This is a genomic window from Streptomyces sp. BF23-19 (genome assembly GCF_041106355.1).
GTDB lineage: Bacteria > Actinomycetota > Actinomycetes > Streptomycetales > Streptomycetaceae > Streptomyces > Streptomyces virginiae_A.
The window spans coordinates 20,458-39,703 of the sequence record NZ_JBGBPT010000026.1 but is presented as its reverse complement, the minus strand read 5'-3'; the positions used below and the strand labels follow the sequence as shown (position 1 = coordinate 39,703).

At 73.2% G+C, this 19,246-nt stretch carries 19 protein-coding genes and 1 pseudogene; 5 read left to right on the top strand and 15 right to left on the bottom strand.

Annotated features, from left to right (window positions below; genetic code table 11):
- The first annotated feature begins 3 nt into the window (after positions 1-3).
- Complete coding sequence (locus AB8A24_RS16980) at positions 4-552, top strand: cysteine dioxygenase (protein ID WP_328961394.1); 549 nt, start codon at positions 4-6, stop codon at positions 550-552.
- Positions 543-938, top strand: coding sequence for a rhodanese-like domain-containing protein (locus AB8A24_RS16975; RefSeq protein ID WP_328965828.1), 396 nt, complete (start codon positions 543-545; stop codon positions 936-938). The genes AB8A24_RS16980 and AB8A24_RS16975 overlap by 10 nt, the downstream gene beginning before the upstream one ends.
- Positions 939-1,039: 101 nt before the next feature.
- On the opposite strand, the gene AB8A24_RS16970 is transcribed toward AB8A24_RS16975, so the two are convergent.
- The 10 genes and pseudogenes from AB8A24_RS16970 to AB8A24_RS16925 form a co-directional block, all read right to left on the bottom strand.
- Positions 1,040-2,251 carry an ABC transporter permease gene (locus tag AB8A24_RS16970; protein WP_328961395.1) on the bottom strand — a complete coding sequence of 404 codons (1,212 nt, stop codon included), beginning with the start codon at positions 2,249-2,251 and terminating at the stop codon, positions 1,040-1,042.
- 90 nt (positions 2,252-2,341) lie between these two features.
- The gene (gene recX / locus AB8A24_RS16965; RefSeq protein ID WP_051774424.1) at positions 2,342-2,908 is read right to left on the bottom strand and encodes a recombination regulator RecX; all 567 of its coding nucleotides are present in this window, start codon (positions 2,906-2,908) and stop codon (positions 2,342-2,344) included.
- 3 nt (positions 2,909-2,911) lie between these two features.
- Positions 2,912-4,021 carry a recombinase RecA gene (gene recA / locus AB8A24_RS16960; protein WP_328961396.1) on the bottom strand — a complete coding sequence of 370 codons (1,110 nt, stop codon included), beginning with the start codon at positions 4,019-4,021 and terminating at the stop codon, positions 2,912-2,914.
- 32 nt (positions 4,022-4,053) lie between these two features.
- Entirely contained in the window at positions 4,054-5,124 is a 1,071-nt protein-coding gene (locus AB8A24_RS16955; RefSeq protein ID WP_369476398.1) for an SMI1/KNR4 family protein, read from the bottom strand.
- Positions 5,121-5,450 (bottom strand): deoxyxylulose-5-phosphate synthase, encoded by a 330-nt coding sequence (locus tag AB8A24_RS16950; RefSeq protein WP_369476397.1) that lies wholly within the window; start codon positions 5,448-5,450, stop codon positions 5,121-5,123. The genes AB8A24_RS16955 and AB8A24_RS16950 overlap by 4 nt, the downstream gene beginning before the upstream one ends.
- Positions 5,451-5,533: 83 nt before the next feature.
- A complete protein-coding gene (locus AB8A24_RS16945; protein WP_369476395.1) occupies positions 5,534-5,758 on the bottom strand; it encodes a hypothetical protein in 225 nt (74 codons plus the stop codon).
- A gap of 419 nt (positions 5,759-6,177) precedes the next feature.
- Positions 6,178-7,407, bottom strand: coding sequence for a GNAT family N-acetyltransferase (locus tag AB8A24_RS16940; RefSeq protein ID WP_328961400.1), 1,230 nt, complete (start codon positions 7,405-7,407; stop codon positions 6,178-6,180).
- A gap of 213 nt (positions 7,408-7,620) precedes the next feature.
- Positions 7,621-7,944 (bottom strand): annotated as a pseudogene (locus AB8A24_RS16935) (IS630 family transposase); the annotation flags it as partial.
- Between the two features lie 70 nt (positions 7,945-8,014).
- Positions 8,015-8,473, bottom strand: a complete 459-nt coding sequence (locus AB8A24_RS16930; protein WP_328961401.1) for a hypothetical protein — start codon at positions 8,471-8,473, stop codon at positions 8,015-8,017.
- A gap of 113 nt (positions 8,474-8,586) precedes the next feature.
- Positions 8,587-9,210, bottom strand: a complete 624-nt coding sequence (locus AB8A24_RS16925) for a class I SAM-dependent methyltransferase (RefSeq protein ID WP_328961402.1) — start codon at positions 9,208-9,210, stop codon at positions 8,587-8,589.
- Positions 9,211-9,341: 131 nt separating this feature from the next.
- Between AB8A24_RS16925 and AB8A24_RS16920 the strand changes: the two genes are divergently transcribed.
- A complete protein-coding gene (locus AB8A24_RS16920) occupies positions 9,342-10,097 on the top strand; it encodes a Clp protease N-terminal domain-containing protein (RefSeq protein ID WP_328961403.1) in 756 nt (251 codons plus the stop codon).
- Here AB8A24_RS16920 and AB8A24_RS16915 read toward each other — a convergent pair.
- Complete coding sequence (locus AB8A24_RS16915) at positions 10,051-11,193, bottom strand: AI-2E family transporter (RefSeq protein WP_266384651.1); 1,143 nt, start codon at positions 11,191-11,193, stop codon at positions 10,051-10,053. The genes AB8A24_RS16920 and AB8A24_RS16915 overlap by 47 nt on opposite strands.
- Before the next feature lie 157 nt (positions 11,194-11,350).
- Complete coding sequence (locus tag AB8A24_RS16910) at positions 11,351-11,545, bottom strand: DUF3046 domain-containing protein (RefSeq protein WP_030729208.1); 195 nt, start codon at positions 11,543-11,545, stop codon at positions 11,351-11,353.
- A gap of 81 nt (positions 11,546-11,626) precedes the next feature.
- Between AB8A24_RS16910 and AB8A24_RS16905 the strand changes: the two genes are divergently transcribed.
- Entirely contained in the window at positions 11,627-12,610 is a 984-nt protein-coding gene (locus AB8A24_RS16905) for a hypothetical protein (protein WP_328961404.1), read from the top strand.
- Here AB8A24_RS16905 and AB8A24_RS16900 read toward each other — a convergent pair.
- The 3 genes from AB8A24_RS16900 to AB8A24_RS16890 are packed head-to-tail and all read right to left on the bottom strand — an operon-like array spanning position 12,579 to position 14,526.
- The gene (locus AB8A24_RS16900; protein ID WP_033217373.1) at positions 12,579-12,887 is read right to left on the bottom strand and encodes an AzlD domain-containing protein; all 309 of its coding nucleotides are present in this window, start codon (positions 12,885-12,887) and stop codon (positions 12,579-12,581) included. The genes AB8A24_RS16905 and AB8A24_RS16900 overlap by 32 nt on opposite strands.
- Positions 12,884-13,582: an AzlC family ABC transporter permease gene (locus AB8A24_RS16895; protein WP_266482107.1), complete on the bottom strand. Its 699-nt coding sequence runs from the start codon at positions 13,580-13,582 to the stop codon at positions 12,884-12,886. The genes AB8A24_RS16900 and AB8A24_RS16895 overlap by 4 nt, the downstream gene beginning before the upstream one ends.
- Positions 13,579-14,526, bottom strand: a complete 948-nt coding sequence (locus tag AB8A24_RS16890) for an AraC family transcriptional regulator (protein ID WP_369476390.1) — start codon at positions 14,524-14,526, stop codon at positions 13,579-13,581. The genes AB8A24_RS16895 and AB8A24_RS16890 overlap by 4 nt, the downstream gene beginning before the upstream one ends.
- An 80-nt stretch (positions 14,527-14,606) precedes the next feature.
- Here AB8A24_RS16890 and AB8A24_RS16885 point away from each other — a divergent pair, with 80 nt between their 5' ends.
- Complete coding sequence (locus tag AB8A24_RS16885; RefSeq protein WP_328961406.1) at positions 14,607-19,196, top strand: ATP-dependent helicase; 4,590 nt, start codon at positions 14,607-14,609, stop codon at positions 19,194-19,196.
- The last annotated feature ends 50 nt before the right edge of the window (positions 19,197-19,246 follow it).

Below are 19,246 nucleotides of genomic sequence, written 5' to 3'. Positions count from 1 at the left end.
TTCATGTCTGCACCCGCATCCGCACCCTCGTACGCCCCGGAGTCCTTGCCCGCGGCCGGGGGCCCCACGGCCGCCGAACTCCTCGACTTCGCCCTCCGCACGGCGGCCGACCCCGCGGTCGTGGCCTCGCTGCCGCTCGATCCGCAGGGCCGCACCTGGATCCGGCTGGACGGGCCGGGAGGCAGTGAGGCATGGCTGATCGGCTGGCCGCCGGGCACCGGCACCGGCTGGCACGACCACGCCGAATCGCGGGGCGCGTTCGCCACCGCCCGAGGTCGGCTCACCGAGCACTCGCTGGCCGTGCGGCTGCCCTCCGAGGGCTGGAAGTCCCTGGAGTTGGCCCAGGACGTCGACCGCCACCGGACGCTGGGCGCGGGCTCGGGGCGCGCCTTCCGGGAGCACCACGTGCACGAGGTCCTCAACGAGTCGCCGGCCGAGCACGCGATCTCCGTGCACGCCTACTACCCGCCGCTCCCGCTGATCCGCCGCTACAGCCGCAGCGGCCCGGTGCTCAGCCTGGAGCACGTCGAGCGTCCGGCGGACTGGCAGTGAGCGCCCCGATCGGCATCGACGAGCTGCTGGAGCGGGTCCGTACGGGCTACACCCGCGTGGACGCGCGGGAGGCGTACGCCGCCTCCCGCGCCGGGGCCGTCCTGGTGGACATCCGCTACCAGGCCCTGCGCGAGCGGGACGGGCTGATCCCGGGCGCCCTGGTGGTCGAGCGCAACGAGCTGGAATGGCGCCTGGACCCGCGGGGCAGCCACCGCCTCCCCGAGGCCACGAGCCACGACCTCCAGGTGGTGGTGATCTGCAACGAGGGCTACGCGTCCAGCCTCGCCGCGGCCTCGCTCCACGCGCTGGGCCTCCACCGCGCGACGGACCTGACCGGCGGCTTCCAGGCCTGGAAGTCGGCGGGCCTCCCGGTCACACCCGCCTGAGTCTCCGGGCGCCGCCCCCGGCGACGGCGCCGCACGTGCGACGGTCCCGGGGCCGCACCGCTCAGGCGGTGCGGTCCCGGGGCCCGGATCCCCGTACGGGGCTACCCCTTCGCCGTGGCGACAGCCACCGGCGCCACCCGCAACGCCACCCGCCCCGGGAGGGAAGTGGCCGCCAGGGCCAGCGCCCCGGCCGCCCCTACCACCGCCGCGTAAGCCACCGGCAGCACCGCGGGCGCCGCCGCCCCCGTCATGCCCACGCTGAACGCGGTCAGTACCGCCAGTGCGATCCCCGACCCCAGCGCCGTCCCGATCAGGACCACCGCCAGCGCCTCCCGGCCGATCATGCGGCGTAGCTGCCCCGGGGTGGCGGCGATGGCCCGCAGCAGGGCGAGTTCGCGGTGGCGCTGTTGGACGGAGAGCGCGAAGGTGCCGACGACGACGAGGATCGCGACGAGCAGCGAGGTGCCGCCCATCGCGCCGCCCATGGAGACCAGCTTGATGCGGGCACCGGCGGCGTCGAGGAATTCGACGGGGCCGCGCTCGTCGCCCGTGGCGACCTGCGCGGTCGTGCCCCGCAGCGCCCGCTCGACCCGGGCGGCGAGCTCGGTGGCGCCGACCCCGGGTACGGGCAGCACTCCGATGGCGCTGACCTGGCCGGCGCGGGCGGCGAGCCGCTGGGCCTCGTCGTCGCCGAAGAAGAGCGCGCTCTGCCGGGCGAGGTCGCCCCGATCGGTCCTCGCGACCCCGCTGACCCGGTACGTCCTGGGTTCGCCGGTGGACTGCACGGGGAGTTCGGAGCCGGGGCCCAGTCCGGCGCGGTCGGCCAGCGCGCGGTCGACGACGACCTCGTCCCCGCTCTGCGGGGCGCGGCCCTCGGTGAGGGTGAAGGGGGTCAGTGCGGCGGAGCTCCAGGCGTGCCCGTACGAGGGCAGCGGCTTTCCGGGGGTCTTGACCAGGGGGACGGCCTGGAAGGTGAGCTCGGGGACGGCCCGCTCGACACCGGGCACGGCGCGGACGGTGTCCACGGTGGCGGCCGGGAGCCAGGCCCGCTCGGCGACGGGCTTGGCCTTGTGCTTGGTCTTGGTGCGTCCGCCCTTCTTCTCCTTGACCGTGGTCTCGTGGACGTTCTGGTCGGCGGAGACGAGGATCGGCGTGGCCGCGTAGCGCTCGGTGCCGATCTTTCCGCGGAGTCCCGTTTCAAGGAGCGTCCCGCAGGCGGTGACGAGGGCGGCCGCGCACAGCAGGGCGACGAAGGCGCCGAGGAAACCGGCCTTGCGGTCCCTGACGGTCTGAAGGGCGTAACGCAGCATCATGCGGCCAACTCTGCCGCCGTGCCCTGGCCCTGACATTGGCGTGTCCCGGCGTCCGGTCCCGGGGGTTACCCCCACCCCGGGCCCACCGGCTCATTCCCCGGGATATCCCAGGTCGTCGGCGTCCTCGCCCTCCGTCTCCAGCGCCCGGCGCACGACCCGCAGGGCCATGCCCTCCGGGTATCCCTTGCGGGCGAGCATCCCGGCGAGGCGCCGGATCCTCTTGTCCCGCTCCAGGCCCCGGGTGGAGCGGAGCTTGCGCTCCACGAGCTCCCGGGCGGTCTGCTCCTCCTGGTCGGAGTCCAGCTGCTCCAGGGCCTCCTCCACGAGGGTGGCGTGCACCCCTTTGGTCCGGAGCTCCTGGGCCAGCGCCCGGCGGGCCAGGCCCCGGCCGCGGTGCCGGGACTCGACCCAGGCTCCGGCGAAGGCGGCGTCGTCGATCAGGCCCACCTCCTCGTACCGGGAGAGGACCTGCTGCGACACCTCCTCGGGGATGCCCCGCTTGTGCAGGGCGTCCGCGAGCTGGCGCCGGGTACGCGGGCTCCCGGTGAGCAGGCGCAGACAGATCGCCCGCGCCTGCTCCTCGGGGCTCTGGGGCGGCAGCTCCGAACGGCCCTCACGGCCGCCTCGGCGCTCGCCGCCCCCTTCCTGCTCGCGCACGGGTCAGCTCTTGGCCACGGCGGCCTTGGCCGTCGTCTTGGCCTTCGATGCCGGGGCGGGCACGGCGGTGGCCGCGGCGTCGGTCGCGTCCGCACCCGTTTCGGCGGCGGCGTCCTTGCGGACACCCACGCCCAGCTTCTCCTTGATCTTCCGCTCGATCTCGTTGGCGAGGTCGGGGTTGTCCTTCAGGAAGTTGCGGGCGTTCTCCTTGCCCTGGCCGAGCTGGTCGCCCTCGTACGTGTACCAGGCGCCGGCCTTGCGCACGAAGCCGTGCTCCACGCCCATGTCGATCAGACCGCCCTCGCGGCTGATGCCCTGGCCGTAGAGGATGTCGAACTCGGCCTGCTTGAACGGCGGCGCGACCTTGTTCTTGACGACCTTGACGCGGGTGCGGTTACCGACCGCGTCCGTGCCGTCCTTGAGGGTCTCGATGCGGCGGATGTCGAGGCGCACGGAGGCGTAGAACTTCAGCGCGCGACCACCGGTGGTGGTCTCGGGCGAGCCGAACATCACGCCGATCTTCTCGCGGAGCTGGTTGATGAAGATCGCGGTGGTCTTGGACTGGTTGAGCGCACCGGTGATCTTCCGGAGCGCCTGGCTCATCAGTCGGGCCTGGAGACCGACGTGCGAGTCGCCCATCTCGCCCTCGATCTCCGCACGCGGCACGAGGGCCGCCACGGAGTCGATGACGATCAGGTCGAGCGCACCGGAGCGGACCAGCATGTCCACGATCTCCAGCGCCTGCTCGCCGGTGTCCGGCTGCGACAGGATGAGGTTGTCGGTGTCGACGCCGAGGGCCTTGGCGTACTCGGGGTCGAGCGCGTGCTCGGCGTCCACGAAGGCGACGGTGCCGCCGGCCTTCTGTGCGTTGGCCACGGCGTGCAGGGTCAGGGTCGTCTTACCGGAGGACTCCGGGCCGTACACCTCGATCACACGGCCGCGGGGCAGCCCGCCGACGCCGAGGGCGATGTCCAGCGCGGTCGACCCGGTGGGGATGACCTCGATGGGGTCGTTCGGCTTGTCGCCGAGGCGCATGACCGCACCCTTGCCGAATTGCCGTTCAATCTGTGCGAGAGCGGCGTCGAGAGCCTTCTCGCGGTCGGTGCCTGCCATGGGTTCCACCCGGTTTGCTTGAGTCGATCGCTTCACGTCACTGACGCTAATGCCTGCCACTGACAATGCGCCTCCACGAGCGTTTCGGCTGTGGATAACCCATCAGAATGGATGTTCGATTTCCCTGTCAAGCGCGCCACGCCCACCCCTCCCCCCACCTGCGCCGTTGCCCGTCGGCGGCCACGTCCGCGCCTCATCCGGTCGCGGCGCCGCGACCGCTCGGATCCCACGGACGCCGAGCTACTCGTCCTCGTCCGTGACCGCGTCCCAGGCCTCCATCGGGGTCCCCGCCGCGGTCGTGACCTCCAGCACCCGGCATTCCATGAGCTCGGCGGCGGCGAAGAGCCGGTGGCGGACGTGCTCGGTGTCCTCGGGCGGGAAGGCGATCCGGATCCGGTGAGGGTGGGGGTGTCGTAGGTGAGCAGCCAGTCGGCGTCGAGGGTCGCGAAGTGGTCCTGTCCGCTCCCGTCGCGCTCCGAGCGCCACGTGCCGCGGTCCGTGGTGGGGGCCAGCGCCGTACGCAGGCGCCTCAGGCGCTCGTCATGGGGCAGGGGCCCCTCGGACAGGACCAGGCACCGGTCGACGCGGGGCCGGAAGGTGTTGAACCAGGGCGCCAGGTCCGGATCCATCGCGCCGAGCAGGCGGGAGTGGACGCGGCCGCCGACCCAGCCCTCGACGAAGGCGGCCGCGCCCGTGCGGTGGGTCTCGTACCAGCCCTCGCTGCTCCACACCACGACGGGCCACTCCTCGGGGTCCCCGTCGGTGAGCCGGCAGAGCCGGTCGGCGTTCATGGTGGTGCCCCAGATCAGCAACCCGCCCGGCGCGGGGTGCAGCGGGTACGGGTAGCGCTCGCGGTCACGCTCCGGCGATTCCGTCGGATGCGCGCCCTGCCACTCGACGCGGTTGTACCGGTTCGCACCGAAGGGTGTGTGGAGGTAGAGGAAATCGCCGAACTCCCCCCATCCGTAGGTGGCGACCAGCCACTTGTAGTCGTCGGGCAGCCGTACCCCGAGCCCGGTCTCGGCCGCGGTCCAGTTGCCACGGGCCTCGACGGGCGCGGTCGGCGGTGTCACGAGCCGCGCGAGGGCGTCGTGCCCGGTCACGGCAGGTCACGCAGGACGAGCGCCTCCGCGAAGGGCGTGCCGGTCCGCCGCGCGTACGCCATCCGCTCGCGCACCTCGTGCAGGGTGCGCGGCCGGTAGCCCGGCCCGCCGCAGCAGCTCTTGTGGAACCGCACGCCCGCGTTCAGCAGCACGGCGAGGGTCCGCCATCCCGCGGCGTCGCGGCGCGGGGGTGCGGCGAAGGCCGAGCCCACATGGACCAGGGTTCCCGCACACCGCGGGCAGATCCGCTCCCGGTCCCTGTCGTAGGGCTGCTTGTACGAGGCCCGGCAGGGCAGGCAGACGTAGGAGGTCTTCGCATGAGCCATGCCGGCAGCCTAGGCAGCACCCCGCGCGGGGATCGACACGATCCGCGCGAGGTGTCCCCCGCCCAGGGTGGAGAGGCCGGCCGTCAGTCGCCGGAGAAGCCCCAGAAGTAGATCTCCTCCGGCCTCCCGTGGGCGTCGTGCAGGACCGCGCATCTGCCGAACCACCGTCGGTCGGCGAGCGGTTCGATGTCCGGGACGTGGGCCCGCGTGAGGCGGTCGGTACCCGCCACGCGATGGGCCTCGGCAGGCTGAACGGGCTGCACGGTGCCGTGGTCGGGGTTCTCGCCGGGGCGCACGATCCGCCACATGTCGAGGATGGAGTGCGTCCCCTCCTCCTGGACCCGCTCGTCCTGCCACAGCTGGTCGAACGTCGACGGCCAGGCCTTGGCCTCGTCCCCCTCGCCCTCGCCCTCGTCGTCGTCCCAGGGGTCCCAGTAGTAGGTTCACCGGCATGGCGTGGCGGCGTGCCGACGTCGGCGATTCATTCCCGGACTGCCCGTCCGTGGACGAGTCAGCGGTGGCGGGTCAGTTTCTCGTCGAGCCGCCGCAGGGAGGCCAGGTTGTCAGGCCGTTCGTGACGGCGCGCCCGTTCCAGCCCGGCCGCCATCCCTCCGGCTCCTGGCCACACCCACACCCACACCCACTCACCCCTTCGCGATTCGGGAGCATCCGCCCCGACGGGTGACCATGGGTTAACGCGACCTGTGCAGGGTCGGCGAGCGCGCGGTCAGAACCAGTGCAGGCAGTGCGGGGGACGGTCGGCGCGGAAGAGGGCGTCGGCGAGGGTGACCGCGCTCGGGTGGTGGGCCCGGATGTGTCCGGCACGCACGAGCGTGCTCGGGGCGGTGCCACCGAGGTAGATCGAGCCCAGGTCGCGCATGTCCAGGGACAGGTCGGGATCCCGGTCTGTCGGGATGCAGTCTGCCTTGCCTTCCTGGACGGTCAGCAGGTAGCGGCCGTGTTCGCCGAGGAACGGGTCTTCGACGTCGAGGACGAGTTCGCCGTCCGTGAACCAGCCACGTGCGGTCAGCGCACGCGGGACGTCCAGCAGCCGCACCCAGAGCCAGTCCATGTCGCCGCTCACCTCGCCGGCGCGGAAGTCCGCAAGCTGCCAGCGCAGCGGGTGCTCGGGCGGGACATGCCTGAACACGACCTGAGAGACCAGGTCGTGTCCGAGTGCGAACCGGGCCAGGGCTGTGAAGACGGCGTCGTCGGTGGTGATGGTCTCGTCGACCATCAGGGTGCCGGACTCGATCGAGTAGCTGGCGTACCCGTCCGCGACGCCGTCGGCGTCACGGTGGACGGCGACGTAGCGCGGCGCCGGCGAGATCGGGGGCTGCCCCGCACGCAGGGCCCACCAGCGGTGCGGCCGGGACAGCGCGCCGGGCTGGGCGCGGCGATACCGGTCGTAGACCTCTTCCAGAATCTCGCCGCACTCCGCCCGCCGCAGCACCTCGACCGAGCCGTTGTCCGAGCCGGCCGCTGGTGCGTGGGCCACTCCGCGCGCCCGGGGAACGGCGAGGGCGGCCTGGTGGCGCGGCACCTTCAGCCGCGCCGTGTAGGTCGCCGGTCCGTAGCCGAACCTGCCGTAGATCGGGGCCTCGGATGCCAATAGCACGGAGAGGAACTCTCCTCGGGCCCGCAACTCGGTGAGCTGGTGCCGCATCATCGTGCTGAGCACGCCTTGGCGCCGGTGGGAGGGCAGGACGCCGACGGCGGTCACCCCGGCGGCCGGGACGAGGGTCTCACCGGGCAGGGTGAGCTCGAAGGAGTGCGTGGCGGCGGTGCCGACGGGCCGCCCGTCCGCAGTCAGGGCGAGCAGGCAGCGGTCCATTTCGAGCGCCGACCACCAGAGCCCGCCGCCCTCTATCGGGGTTTCCGGGAAGCGCCCGAACGCGGCATGGACTGTGTCGACGAAGACGTCGAGATCCTCGTCGGTCGTGGAACGGATCTCCATTGCTGCCGCTGCCTCCTCGGGATACCGGCACCACGACTCGTGGTGTCTGGCCACAGTGCAGCGTTGACCCGTGGCCCGGTCAAACGAATTACGGCTCAGCCCGCGGCCGGTCAGCACAATCCGGTCCCAGCCCAGCGCCGGGGGTGAGTGCGGTGGTCGGCGGGCGGGCGGTTCGTGAGCGAGGCGTCAGGCTGTGACGGGGTCGGTGCCACCCTTCCTGGCCCAGCAGGACCCGGAGGTCGGGCGGATGCCGAGCGGGCCGAACTCGCCGAAGGCGAAGGTCCGGTCGGGCCGTTCAGTCAGCGCGTACTCGATCCGCTCCGGTTCGGTATCGAAGTCTTGGTCGCTGGATTCCTTCCAGGTCTTGGTCCGCTGGAACGTCACGCCGCGGCGCGCGAGCAGGCAGCGCAGGGCCTCACGGCCGATGCGTATCGGTCGGGCGACGTTGCGCCGCAGATGGTCGGCGAACTTGCGAACCCTGACCGACTCTGCCGCGCCGATCGGACGTGTCGTCACATCCAACCGGTGCAAGGCCAGTCGGCACCGATCCGGTGATCGTCTCCGGTCGGAGCACCAGCAACCGTCACTGACATCCGGCCCGTTCAGGTCACTTGGCCGCCGCCAGGCCCGCCTTGATCATCGAGACGGTGTTCACCAGCTTGGGGAGGCCTTCCGTCTGGACCGCCGTGATGCCCCGGGCGACCTGGGCCTCTTCCTTCTTCGCGGCCCCGTCGGCGCATTCACCCGCACCCCGCCGGAATCCGCCGAGGGCTTCCTTCCAGTACCGCTGGGCGGCTTCGTCCGGGATCGGGTCGAGCTTCTCGGCCTTGGTGGTCTGGGCCAACAGGTCCTGGCAGGCGGGTCCTTGGACGTCGATCGTGCGCATGCTCACCTCGTTGACCCGGCCGGCGTCCTCGTTCAGCTTCCTGATCTGGGCCTCGCCTCCCGAGCTGTACCACTCCTCCAGCCGCTCGGCCGGGGACTGGGAGCAGCCCCCGAGCATCAACGTGCCGGCTGCGACGGTCGCTACGGCGAAGGCGACGCGGGTCGCCACGGGGACACGCACACGGAATCTCATGGAACCTGGAACCCCCCTGGATCGGTCCGACCGATGCTGCCAGGGCCGCTCCGGGCCCGTCCCCCTCGTGATGGTTTCGTGACGGGTCGTCGGGTCGTCGGTCAGGGGGAGATCGCTGTCCCGAGGGATTCGGCGCACAGGAACTTCGGCGCCCCCTCCTCGTAGAAGACGTCGAGGGCGGTGATCGTGAATCCCGCCGCCACCAGCAGGTCCGGGGCGGAGCGGGTGAGGTGGCAGCCGCCCAGGAGCCGCATGTTCAGCGGTTCGAGCCGGCGCTGCAGGCGGCGCACGCGCCGGTCGCCCGCCGGGGCGAGTCCGTGTTCGACGAAGTGCAGGGTGCCGCCGGGCTTCAGGACGCGGCGCAGCTCGCGCAGGGCCGCCACGGCGTCCGGGATGGTGCACAGCGTCCAGGTGGACAGCGCGGAGTCGAAACCGTCGTCCTCGAAGGGCAGGGACTGGCCGTCCAGGCCGGCCCTTCGGACCGGGACGCGGGCGTCCCGTACGCGCTTGGCGGCCAGCCGCCACGCGACGTCGGAGGGCTCGACCGCCGACACGCTCGTGACGCCCTGCGGATAGAAGGGGGCGTTGTGCCCCGCGCCGAAGCCGATCTCGACGACCTCGCCCGCCAGCCCCTCGCAGACCCGGCGCCGCAGCGGCCGGGCCACCTTGGCCCCGCAGGCGACGTCGAGGATCCGCGGCACTGCCTGCTCGGCGTAGAACCCCATGGCGGCCTCCGCGTCTCGACTCTCCTCCACAGGATGGCACCGGCACCCCGGCCCCGCGCTCATGAACACCCCACACCCGAGTGACAACCCAGGGTTGACACTCATCGAAGTGTCAACCTACGGTTGCACCTATGACGAACCCTTCGATGGAACCCGTTCGCATGACCAACCCGGTACGCCTCGACGACCTCATCGAGGCCATCAAGAAGGTCCACACCGACACCCTGGAGCAGCTCAGCGACGCCGTCGTCGCCGCCGAGCACCTCGGTGACGTGGCCGACCACCTCATCGGCCACTTCGTCGACCAGGCCCGCCGCTCCGGAGCCTCCTGGACCGACATCGGCCGGAGCATGGGCGTCACCCGCCAGGCCGCCCAGAAGCGCTTCGTCCCCAAGGCGGACAAGGAGGGCGACGGCGGCCTGGACCCCCAGGCGGGCTTCGGCCGGTTCACCCCCCGCGCCCGCAACGTCGTCATGACCGCCCAGAACGAGGCCCGCGCCGCCGGCGGCACCGAGATCCGCACCGAGCACCTGGTCCTGGGCCTCCTCGCCGAGTCCGAGAGCCTCGCCGGGTATGCCCTGCGCGCCCAGGGGGTCGCCGCCGACGACGTACGCGCCGCCGTGACCGCCCTGCTGCCCCCGGCCCAGCCGGAGGTGCCCGACCTGATCCCCTTCGACGCGTCCGCGAAGAAGGCCCTCGAACTCACCTTCCGCGAGGCCCTTCGCCTGGGCCACGACTTCGTCGGTACGGAGCACGTCCTGCTCGCGCTCCTGGAGCTGGAGAACGGCCAGGGCCCGCTGAGCGGCCTCGGTCTGGACAAGGCCGCCGTCGAGGCGACCGTCAGCGAAGCCTTGGCAGTCGTACGCGTCGACGTCGACGGGAAGTAGAGGACTCCGCGTCCCGCGTCAGCTCGTACCGCTTGACGTACGCGCCGAGGAAGGACTGCAGCGTGGCGACGGCCGGGATCGCGATGAGCGCCCCGACCGCGCCCAGCAGTGCGGTGCCCGCGATGACCGATCCGAAAGCCACGGCCGGATGGATGTCCACGGTCTTCGAGGTCAGCTTCGGCTGCAGGACGTAGTTCTCGAACTGCTGGTAGATCACCACGAAGCCCAGTACGTACAGCGCGTACCAGGGATCGACGGTGAAGGCGAGCAGCACCGGCAGCGCGCCCGCGAGATAGGTGCCGATGGTGGGGACGAACTGCGAGACCAGCCCCACCCACACGGCGAGCGCGGGCGCGTACGGCACCCCGAGGACCGCCAGCACGATGTAGGTCGCGACACCGGAGATGAAGGCCATCAGCCCGCGCGAGTAGAGGTACCCGCCCGTCTTGGCGACGGCGATCTCCCAGGCGCGCAGCACCTCGGCCTGCTTCGCGGGCGGCAGTACGGAGCACAGCGCGCGCCGCAGCCGCGGGCCGTCGGCGGCGAAGTAGAAGGAGAACAGCCCGATCGTCAGCAGCTTGAAGAGTCCGCCGAGCACGGTGGCGGACACGTCGAGCACGCCGGACGCGCTGTTCTGCACGTACTTGCGCAGCCAGTCGGAGCGCAGCACGCTCTCCTGGATCTCCAGCCGGGACAGTTCGGTGTGGAAGGTGGAGTTGATCGCCTTGATCACCGCGTCGATATAGCCCGGGAAGCCCTCGACCATGGCGACGATCTGCCCGGCGAGCAGCGAGCCGAGCAGCGCGAGGAAGCCGGCGGTCACGACGAACACCGCGAGGAACATCACGAAGGTGGCGAGCCCGCGGCGCATGCCCGTGGCTGCCATCCTGGCCACCGCCGGCTCGATCGCGAGCGCGAGGAAGAACGCGATCAGGATGTTGACCAGCAGGCCTATCAGCTGGTGGAAGGCCCAGCTGCCGAGCTGGAAACAAGCGACGAGGGCCAGTACGAGGATCACGGCGCGCGGCAGCCAGCGCGGCATGCGCGCGTCGTCCGCGGCGTCGGCCGCACCGGAGGGAGGTGGAGTCGGCGGCACGGGCGGAACCGGCGATGTCGGCTCCTCCACCCGCACCGGCGGTGTCACTCCTCGTGCCTCGGCGGACTGATCGGTCGTCTCTTCGCTGGCTGCCACGGCGCCAAGTCTGTCCCACCCTCGCCCGCCACGGCGAAACAGCGCGCCGGCCAGGGCGGCGTCAGCGCAGCGACGCCGGCACGTCCATCGCCGAACACACCGCGCGCCACACGTCCTTGGTCTCCCAGCCCGCGTCCAGCGCCTGGTGGACGGTGCGCCCGCCCAGCTCCGTCATGACGTGGTCGCGCGCGAAGGAGTCGGCGTAGGCCGCGCCGAAGTGCTCCGCCATCCGTTCCCAGAAAATCGTCAACCGCATGCCCCCAGTATCCCGCCCCGGGAGAGTGCACCGCCCGCGTTCGGCCCTCCCCGCCGCACCACCGCGTCCTAGGTTGCACGCATGCCCGGAGACGAAGCTTCCTCGCAGACCCCACGATCCCCCCAGCCCCCACAGACCCCGCTGGCCCGCGCCGAGGGTTTCATCTGGCTCACGGCCCGCGTGCTGGAGCAGCGGCGGTTCGCGTTCCACTTCCTCGGCGGGGACGCCGACCCGGTGGACACGGCCCTCGGCTCGTATCTCAACACGGACGGGGGCTACGGTCACGCGCTCGATCCGGATCTTCGCGGTCCGCTCAGCCAGCCCCTGCACACCGCGCACGCGCTGCGCGTGCTCGACAGCCTGGGCCGCTGCGCCGGGCAGCGCATCGAGCGGCTCTGCCGCCACCTGACCGGGGTCTCCACCCTGGACGGCGCGCTTCCGGTGGTCTTCCCGGCCCCCCGCGACTATCCCGCGGCCCCCTACCACCCGATGCACGACGACCCGCCGGGCGAGCTGCTGACCACGGGCCCGGTGGTCGGCGTACTGCACCGCAACCGGGTCTGGCACGCCTGGCTCTTCCGGGCCACGGACTTCTGCTGGGACCGGGTGGAGAACCTGCGCCACTCGCATCCGTACGAGGTCCAGAGCGCGGTGGCCTTCCTCGACGGCATCCCCGACCGGGCGCGCGCGGCGGCGGCCGCGGACCGGCTGGGCCGGCTGGTGCGCGAGCAGCGGCTCGTGGTGCTCGATCCGGTACGGCGGGCGGAGTACCCGGAGGCCCCCGGCTACGCGCCGGGCGAGCGACTGTATCCGCACGACTACGCGAAGCGGCCGGAGTCGCTGGCCCGCGGCTGGTTCACCGACGCGGAGCTGCGCCGCTCACTGGACTTCCTGGCCTCCGAGCAGCAGCCCGACGGCGGCTGGCCGGTACGCCGGCGGGCCTGGGCTCCGGGGAGCTCGCTGGAGCGGCGGCCGATCGCCACCTTGGAGGCCCTGCTCACGCTGCGCGCCTACGGGCGCCTGCCCGCCACGGTCAGCCACCCAGGGCCCGTACCCCCGCGGTGACGACGACGGCGGCCGCGACCACGACCAGGAACGGGGCGCGCAGCAGCAGCGCCAGCCCGGCGGCCGCGAGCCCGGCGGCGCGGGCGTCGACGACGAGGGCGGACCCGGTGCTGAAGGTCTGCTGGGCGGTGAGCGCGGCGAGCAGGGCGACCGGCAGCAGGGCGGCCAGGCGTCGCACGAGCGGCCGTTCCAGGGCCCCGGCGGGCACCAGCAGCCCGGCGAGCTTGACGGCGTAGCAGCCGACGACGGTGAGGCCGATGGCGATCCAGACGGTCACGGACGGCGTCCCTTCATCCACAGCACGACGGGGGCGGCCAGGGCCGCGATCAGCACGGGTACGCCGGCGGGCAGTACGGGCAGGAAGCCGAGCCCGAGGACGAGCGCGAGGACGGCGACCGCCCGCTCGGTGGAGGTCTTCAGCATCGGTGCCAGCAGCGCCAGGAACACGGCGGGTCCGGCGGCGTCCAGGCCCCAGGCCCGGGTGTCCCCGATGGCCTCGGCGCCGAGCGCGCCGAGCAGGGTGGTGAGGTTCCACAGCGCGTAGAGGGTGAGCCCGGTGACGGTGAAGCCGAGGCGGGCCGACTTCCGGTCGGGCTGGGCCAGCGCGACGGCGGTGGTCTCGTCGATCACCCAGTGCGCGGCGAGGGGCCGCACGGGCCGGGGCAGCTCGAGCAGCTGCGACAGCCGCAGCCCGTAGAAGGCGTTGCGGGTCCCGAGGAAGAAGGCCCCGGCGGCGGCGGTGAACGGGTTCCCACCCGCCGCGAGCGCTCCGACCAGGGCGAACTGCGAGGCGCCGGTGAAGACGAGCAGGCTGAGCACACAGGCCTGCAGGGTGCTGATGCCGGCCCCGGCTGCGGTCACCCCGAAGGCGAACCCGGACAGTCCGACGGCCACCCCGACCCCGAGCGCGTCGCGGACGACGGCGGCCCGCGGCCGCCCCTCGGCGACCCCCTCGGGGGTCTCCTGTATCACTGCTCGATGTTCTCCCACGCCCCGAAACTACGCAGGACGGGGCCGGCCGGTCTTGTACGTTCTTGCGCGCGCGGTCCTAACCGGTTCTTGCGCGCGCGGTCCTGACCGGCCCGCTCCCGCCGGTACGCGCCGGGCGGCACCCCCACGATGCGGGTGAAGTGCCGGTTCAGGTGCGGCTGGTCGGTGAAGCCCACGGTGACGGCCGCCTCCGCGGGCGCCGTGCCCGCGTCGAGGAGCCGGCGTGCCTGCCGGACCCGGGCGTCGGTCAGCCAGGTGTGCGGCGGCATCCCGTACCGCTCGCGGAAGGCTCGCAGCAGGGCGAAGGGGCTCGTACCGAGCTCCCCGGCGAGCTGCTCCAGCGACGGCGGGTCGGCCATCCGCTCCTGCAGTACGGCGCGTGCCGCGGCCGCGTCGGCGCCGCCCGCGCCCCGGACCGTACGGGCGGGCAGCGGTCCGGCGTGCCGGGTCAGCATCCGCGCCACCACACCGCGCAGCAGGGTGTCGGCGGCCAGCGCGTTCCCGGCCTCGGCGGCCCGGTGGACCTCGGTGATGGCCTGCGAACCCCGCGCGTCGGAGATCATGTCGGCGGTGAAGCCAGGAGTGCCGCGCAGCGTGCCGATCTCCTCGGCGACCTCGGTGATCAGCGCGCGCGAGGGGTAGAGGGTGGCATACGCCCAGCCCTCGGGCACCCCGGCGCGCGCGGTGTGCGGTACCTCGGGGTTGATCAGGACCACGCTGCCCGGCCCGGCGCGCACCACGTGGCCGGGGAGCCCGATCTCCTCGACGCCTCCGGTGACGGCCGCGATGACGTACCCGTCGTGCGCGTGCCGCGGGAAGGTGTGGCGTACGTAGTGGGCACGCAGCAGGTCCAGCCCGGGCAGTTCCGCGTACTGCCAGTGCCGTGCCCACTCCCGGCGGCCCCCGGCGCCCTCGTCCGTCCCCATCCCCCCATTCTGCGCCCCGTCCGCGTCGCGCGTTTCCCCAGGTCCGGCCCGTTGTCAGTGGCCGGGTGCACGATGGGGGCATGGCAGGCGCTGCGCTCGACTCGTTCTCCCCCGCGACCCGCTCGTGGTTCACGGGGGCCTTCGTCACCCCCACCGACGCCCAGGAGGGTGCCTGGCGGGCGATCGGGGAGGGCTCGGACGTGCTGGTGGTGGCTCCCACCGGCTCCGGCAAGACCCTGGCCGCATTCCTCGCCGCCCTCGACCGGCTCGCTTCGACCCCGCCGCCCGCGGAGTCGAAGAAGCGCTGCCGCGTGCTGTACGTCTCGCCCCTGAAGGCGCTGGCCGTCGACGTGGAGCGCAATCTGCGCAGCCCGCTGACCGGGATCCGCCAGGAGTCGGTCCGCCTCGGCCTGCCCGAGCCGGACATCCGGGTGGGGATCCGCTCCGGTGACACCCCGCCCGCCGAGCGGCGGGCGCTGGTCACCCGCCCGCCGGACATCCTGATCACGACGCCCGAGTCGCTGTTCCTGATGCTGACCTCGGCGGCCCGGGAGGCCCTCACGGGGATCGAGACGGTGATCCTGGACGAGGTGCACGCGGTCGCCGGGACCAAGCGCGGCGCCCATCTCGCCCTCTCCCTGGAGCGGCTGGACGAGCTGCTGCCGCGCCCGGCGCGCCGGATCGGGCTGTCGGCGACGGTCCGGCCGGTGGACGAGGTGGCCCGGTACCTGGCGCCGCGCGGCAAGGTGGAGATCGTCCAGCCGCCTTCGACCAAGGAGTTCGACCTGTCGGTGGTCGTCCCGGTGCAGGACATGGGCGAGTTGGGCGGCTCCCCCGCGACCGAGGGCAAGGAGGGCGGGGACAAGCCGTCGATCTGGCCGCATGTGGAGGAGCGGATCGCCGACCTGGTGCAGGCGCACCGCTCGACGATCGTGTTCGCCAACTCCCGCCGGCTCGCCGAGCGGTTGTGCAACCGGCTCAACGAGATCGCGTACGAGCGCGCCGTGGGCGAGAGGCTGCCGGAGGGAGCGCCCCCGGCCGAGATCATGGCCCAGTCCGGGGCCGCCCTGGGCGCTCCGCCGCTGCTGGCCCGCGCCCACCACGGCTCGGTCTCCAAGGAGCAGCGGGCGCTGGTGGAGGAGGACCTGAAGGCGGGCCGGCTGCCCGCCGTGGTCGCCACCTCCAGCCTGGAGCTGGGCATCGACATGGGTGCGGTGGACCTGGTGGTGCAGGTCGAGTCCCCGCCCTCGGTGGCCTCCGGGCTGCAGCGGGTGGGCCGGGCCGGGCACCAGGTGGGTGCGGTCTCCACCGGGGTGGTCTTCCCCAAGTACCGCGGCGACCTGGTGCAGGCGGCGGTGGTCACCGAGCGGATGCGCACGGGGGCGATCGAGTCGCTTCGGGTGCCCTCCAACCCCCTCGACGTCTTGGCGCAGCAGCTGGTCGCGATGGTCGCGATGGACACCTGGCAGCTGGACGACCTGCTCGCCCTGGTGCGGCGGGCGGCGCCGTTCGCGGCGCTGCCGGAGTCGGCGTTCACGGCGGTGCTGGACATGTTGGCCGGGCGCTATCCGTCGGACGCCTTCGCCGAGCTCAGGCCGCGGGTGGTCTGGGACCGGGTGGCGGGCACGATCACGGGCCGGCCGGGGGCGCAGCGCCTCGCGGTCACCTCGGGCGGCACGATCCCCGACCGTGGCCTCTTCGGTGTCTTCCTCGCGGGTTCCGACCCCAAGAAGGGCGGCGGCCGGGTCGGGGAGCTCGACGAGGAGATGGTCTACGAGTCCCGCGTCGGGGACGTCTTCACCCTGGGCACCACCTCGTGGCGGATCGAGGACATCACCCGCGACCGGGTCCTGGTCACGCCCGCCCCCGGGGTGCCGGGCCGGCTGCCGTTCTGGAAGGGCGACCAGCTCGGCCGGCCGCTCGAACTGGGGCGCGCGGTCGGCGCGTTCCTCCGCGAGCTCGGCGGCCTCGGAGAGGAGGACGCCCGGTTGCGGCTGGTGGCGGCCGGCCTGGACGCCTGGGCCGCCGAGAACGTGCTGGCGTACCTCGCCGAACAGCGCGAGGCGTGCGGCCACGTCCCCGACGACCGGACCATCGTGGTCGAGCGGTTCCGTGACGAGCTGGGCGACTGGCGCGTCGTGGTCCACTCCCCCTTCGGTGCGCAGGTGCACGCACCGTGGGCGCTGGCGCTGGGCGCCCGCCTCGCCGAGAAGTACGGCATGGACGCACAGGTGATGCACGCCGACGACGGGATCGTGCTGCGCCTGCCCGACCTGGACCTGCTGTCCATGGACCTGCTGGACCACGACCCGGCCGCTCCGCAGGGCTTCGAGTTCGACGACGAGAAGGCCCCGCTGGGCGCGGCCGATGTCGCCTTCGACCACGGTGACATCAACCAGATCGTCACCGACCAGGTGGGCGGCTCCGCGCTGTTCGCCTCCCGCTTCCGCGAGTGCGCGGCGCGCGCCCTGCTGCTGCCGCGCCGCAGCCCCGGCCGGCGCACCCCGCTGTGGCAGCAGCGCCAGCGCGCCTCCCAGCTGCTGCAGGTGGCCTCGGAGTTCGGCTCCTTCCCGATCGTGCTGGAAGCCGTACGGGAGTGCCTCCAGGACGTCTTCGACGTGCCCGGCCTGACCGAGCTGATGGGGGACATCGAGGCGCGCCGCGTCCGCATGGTCGAGGTCACCACCCCGGAGCCCTCGCCGTTCGCCCGTTCCCTCCTCTTCGGGTATGTGGCCCAGTTCCTCTACGAGGGCGACTCGCCCCTGGCGGAGCGCAGGGCGGCGGCGCTGTCGCTGGACTCCCGGCTGCTGGCCGAGCTGCTCGGCCAGGCGGAGCTGCGCGAGCTCCTCGACGCGCAGGTGTTGGAGGAGCTGGAGCGGGAGCTCCAGTGGCTCACCGAGGACCGGCGGGCCAAGGATCCCGAGTCGGTGGCCGACCTGCTGCGCCTGCTCGGCCCGCTGACGCCGGACCAGTTGACCGAGCGCGGGGCGGATCCGGCCTGGGCGCGGGAGCTCGTCGAGGCCCGCCGCGCCATCCCGGTCAGGATCGGCGGCGCGGACCACTGGGCGGCGATCGAGGACGCGGGCCGGCTGCGGGACGCGCTGGGCACGGCACTGCCCGTCGGCGTCCCGGAGGCGTTCACCGAGCCGGTCAAGGACCCGCTCGGGGACCTGCTCGCCCGGTACGCCCGCACCCACGGGCCCTTCACCACGGCCACCGTCGCCACCCGCTTCGGCCTGGGCGCGGCGGTGACCGAGGGCGCCCTGCACCGGCTGGCCGCGGCCGGCCGGGTGGTGCAGGGCGAGTTCCACCCGGCGGGCATCGGCCAGGAGTGGTGCGACGCGACGGTGCTGCGCAGGCTCCGCCGCCGCTCGCTCGCCGCGCTCCGCCAGGAGCTGGAACCGGTCCCGCCGACCGCGCTGGCCACCTTCCTCCCCCAGTGGCAGCACCTGGGCGGAGCCCTGCGCGGTCTCGACGGGCTGGCTCGGGCGATCGAGCAGCTCCAAGGCGCCCCGGTCCCGGCCTCCGCACTGGAACGCCTGATCCTCCCGTCCCGGGTGGCCGGGTACTCCCCGGGCCTGCTGGACGAGCTGACCACCGCGGGCGAGGTGGTCTGGGCGGGTGCCGGAGCCCTCCCGGGCAAGGACGGCTGGGTCTCGCTCTATCTGGCGGAGGCGGCCCCGATGCTGCTGCCCCCGCCGCACCCGCTGGAGCAGAGCCCCCTGCACCAGGCGGTCCTGGCGTCGTTGGCGGGCGGGTACGGCCTGTTCTTCCGGCAGATCGCGCAGTCGATCCGGGCCGAGTTCCCCGAGGTGTCGGACGTCGCGCTCTCCGAGGCGGTGTGGGACCTGGCCTGGTCGGGCCGGCTCACCAACGACACCCTGGCCCCGTTGCGCTCGCTGCTCGGTTCGGGCCGCACGGCGGGCTCGACGGCCCATCGGGCCCGACGCACCGTGCCCCGCGGCCGGTACGGCACGCTCAGCGCGACCGTGTCCCGTACCGGGCCGCCCACGGTGTCCGGCCGCTGGTCCCTGCTGCCGGCCGCGGCCCCCGACCCGACGCACCGGGCCCATGCCCTGGCCCGCACCCTGCTGGACCGCCACGGGGTCGTGACCCGCGGGGCGGTCGCCGCGGAAGGGGTGGCGGGCGGCTTCAGCGCGGTCTACCGCGTTCTGTCGGCCTTCGAGGACAGCGGCCAGGCCCGTCGGGGCTATGTGGTGGAGGGGCTGGGCGCGGCCCAGTTCGCGATGGACGGCGCGGTGGACCGGCTCCGGGCCGCCGAGCGGACCCCGCCCCCGCTGGCGGCGGTGGTGCTGGCCGCCGCCGACCCGGCGAACGCGTACGGCGCGGCCCTGCCCTGGCCCGAGCCCCCGGCCGGGGCCACCCACAAGCCCGGCCGCAAGGCGGGCTCCCTGGTGGTCCTGGTGGACGGGGAACTCACGCTGTACCTGGAGCGCGGCGGCAAGACCCTGCTGGCCTGGCCCGCCCCGGAGGATCCGCGACTCGCGGCGGCCACGACCGCCCTGGCGGCCGCCTCCCGCGCGGGCACGCTCCCGGCCCTCACGGTGGAGCGGATCAACGCGGCGGCGGCCCTGACCTCGCCGCTGGGCCCGACCCTGGAGGCGGCCGGCTTCCACGCGACCCCGAGGGGTTTGCGCTTGCGTTCCTGATGGCTGCAAAACGGCGCCGACTGTTCCGCTCACGTCCTGGACATGTCACA

What these genes read in the sequence shown, in the direction of transcription:
- AB8A24_RS16945 (WP_369476395.1), bottom strand. Translation starts at nt 5,758, where the DNA reads ATGTGGCGGATCGTGCGCCCCGGCGAGAACCCCGACCACGGCACCGTG.
- AB8A24_RS16910 (WP_030729208.1), bottom strand. Translation starts at nt 11,545, where the DNA reads ATGCGGTTGACGATTTTCTGGGAACGGATGGCGGAGCACTTCGGCGCG.
- AB8A24_RS16905 (WP_328961404.1), top strand. Translation starts at nt 11,627, where the DNA reads ATGCCCGGAGACGAAGCTTCCTCGCAGACCCCACGATCCCCCCAGCCC.
- AB8A24_RS16980 (WP_328961394.1), top strand. Translation starts at nt 4, where the DNA reads ATGTCTGCACCCGCATCCGCACCCTCGTACGCCCCGGAGTCCTTGCCC.
- AB8A24_RS16890 (WP_369476390.1), bottom strand. Translation starts at nt 14,526, where the DNA reads ATGGGGACGGACGAGGGCGCCGGGGGCCGCCGGGAGTGGGCACGGCAC.
- AB8A24_RS16925 (WP_328961402.1), bottom strand. Translation starts at nt 9,210, where the DNA reads ATGGGGTTCTACGCCGAGCAGGCAGTGCCGCGGATCCTCGACGTCGCC.
- recA (WP_328961396.1), bottom strand. Translation starts at nt 4,021, where the DNA reads ATGGCAGGCACCGACCGCGAGAAGGCTCTCGACGCCGCTCTCGCACAG.
- AB8A24_RS16885 (WP_328961406.1), top strand. Translation starts at nt 14,607, where the DNA reads ATGGCAGGCGCTGCGCTCGACTCGTTCTCCCCCGCGACCCGCTCGTGG.
- AB8A24_RS16920 (WP_328961403.1), top strand. Translation starts at nt 9,342, where the DNA reads ATGACGAACCCTTCGATGGAACCCGTTCGCATGACCAACCCGGTACGC.
- AB8A24_RS16970 (WP_328961395.1), bottom strand. Translation starts at nt 2,251, where the DNA reads ATGATGCTGCGTTACGCCCTTCAGACCGTCAGGGACCGCAAGGCCGGT.
- AB8A24_RS16940 (WP_328961400.1), bottom strand. Translation starts at nt 7,407, where the DNA reads ATGGAGATCCGTTCCACGACCGACGAGGATCTCGACGTCTTCGTCGAC.
- AB8A24_RS16950 (WP_369476397.1), bottom strand. Translation starts at nt 5,450, where the DNA reads ATGGCTCATGCGAAGACCTCCTACGTCTGCCTGCCCTGCCGGGCCTCG.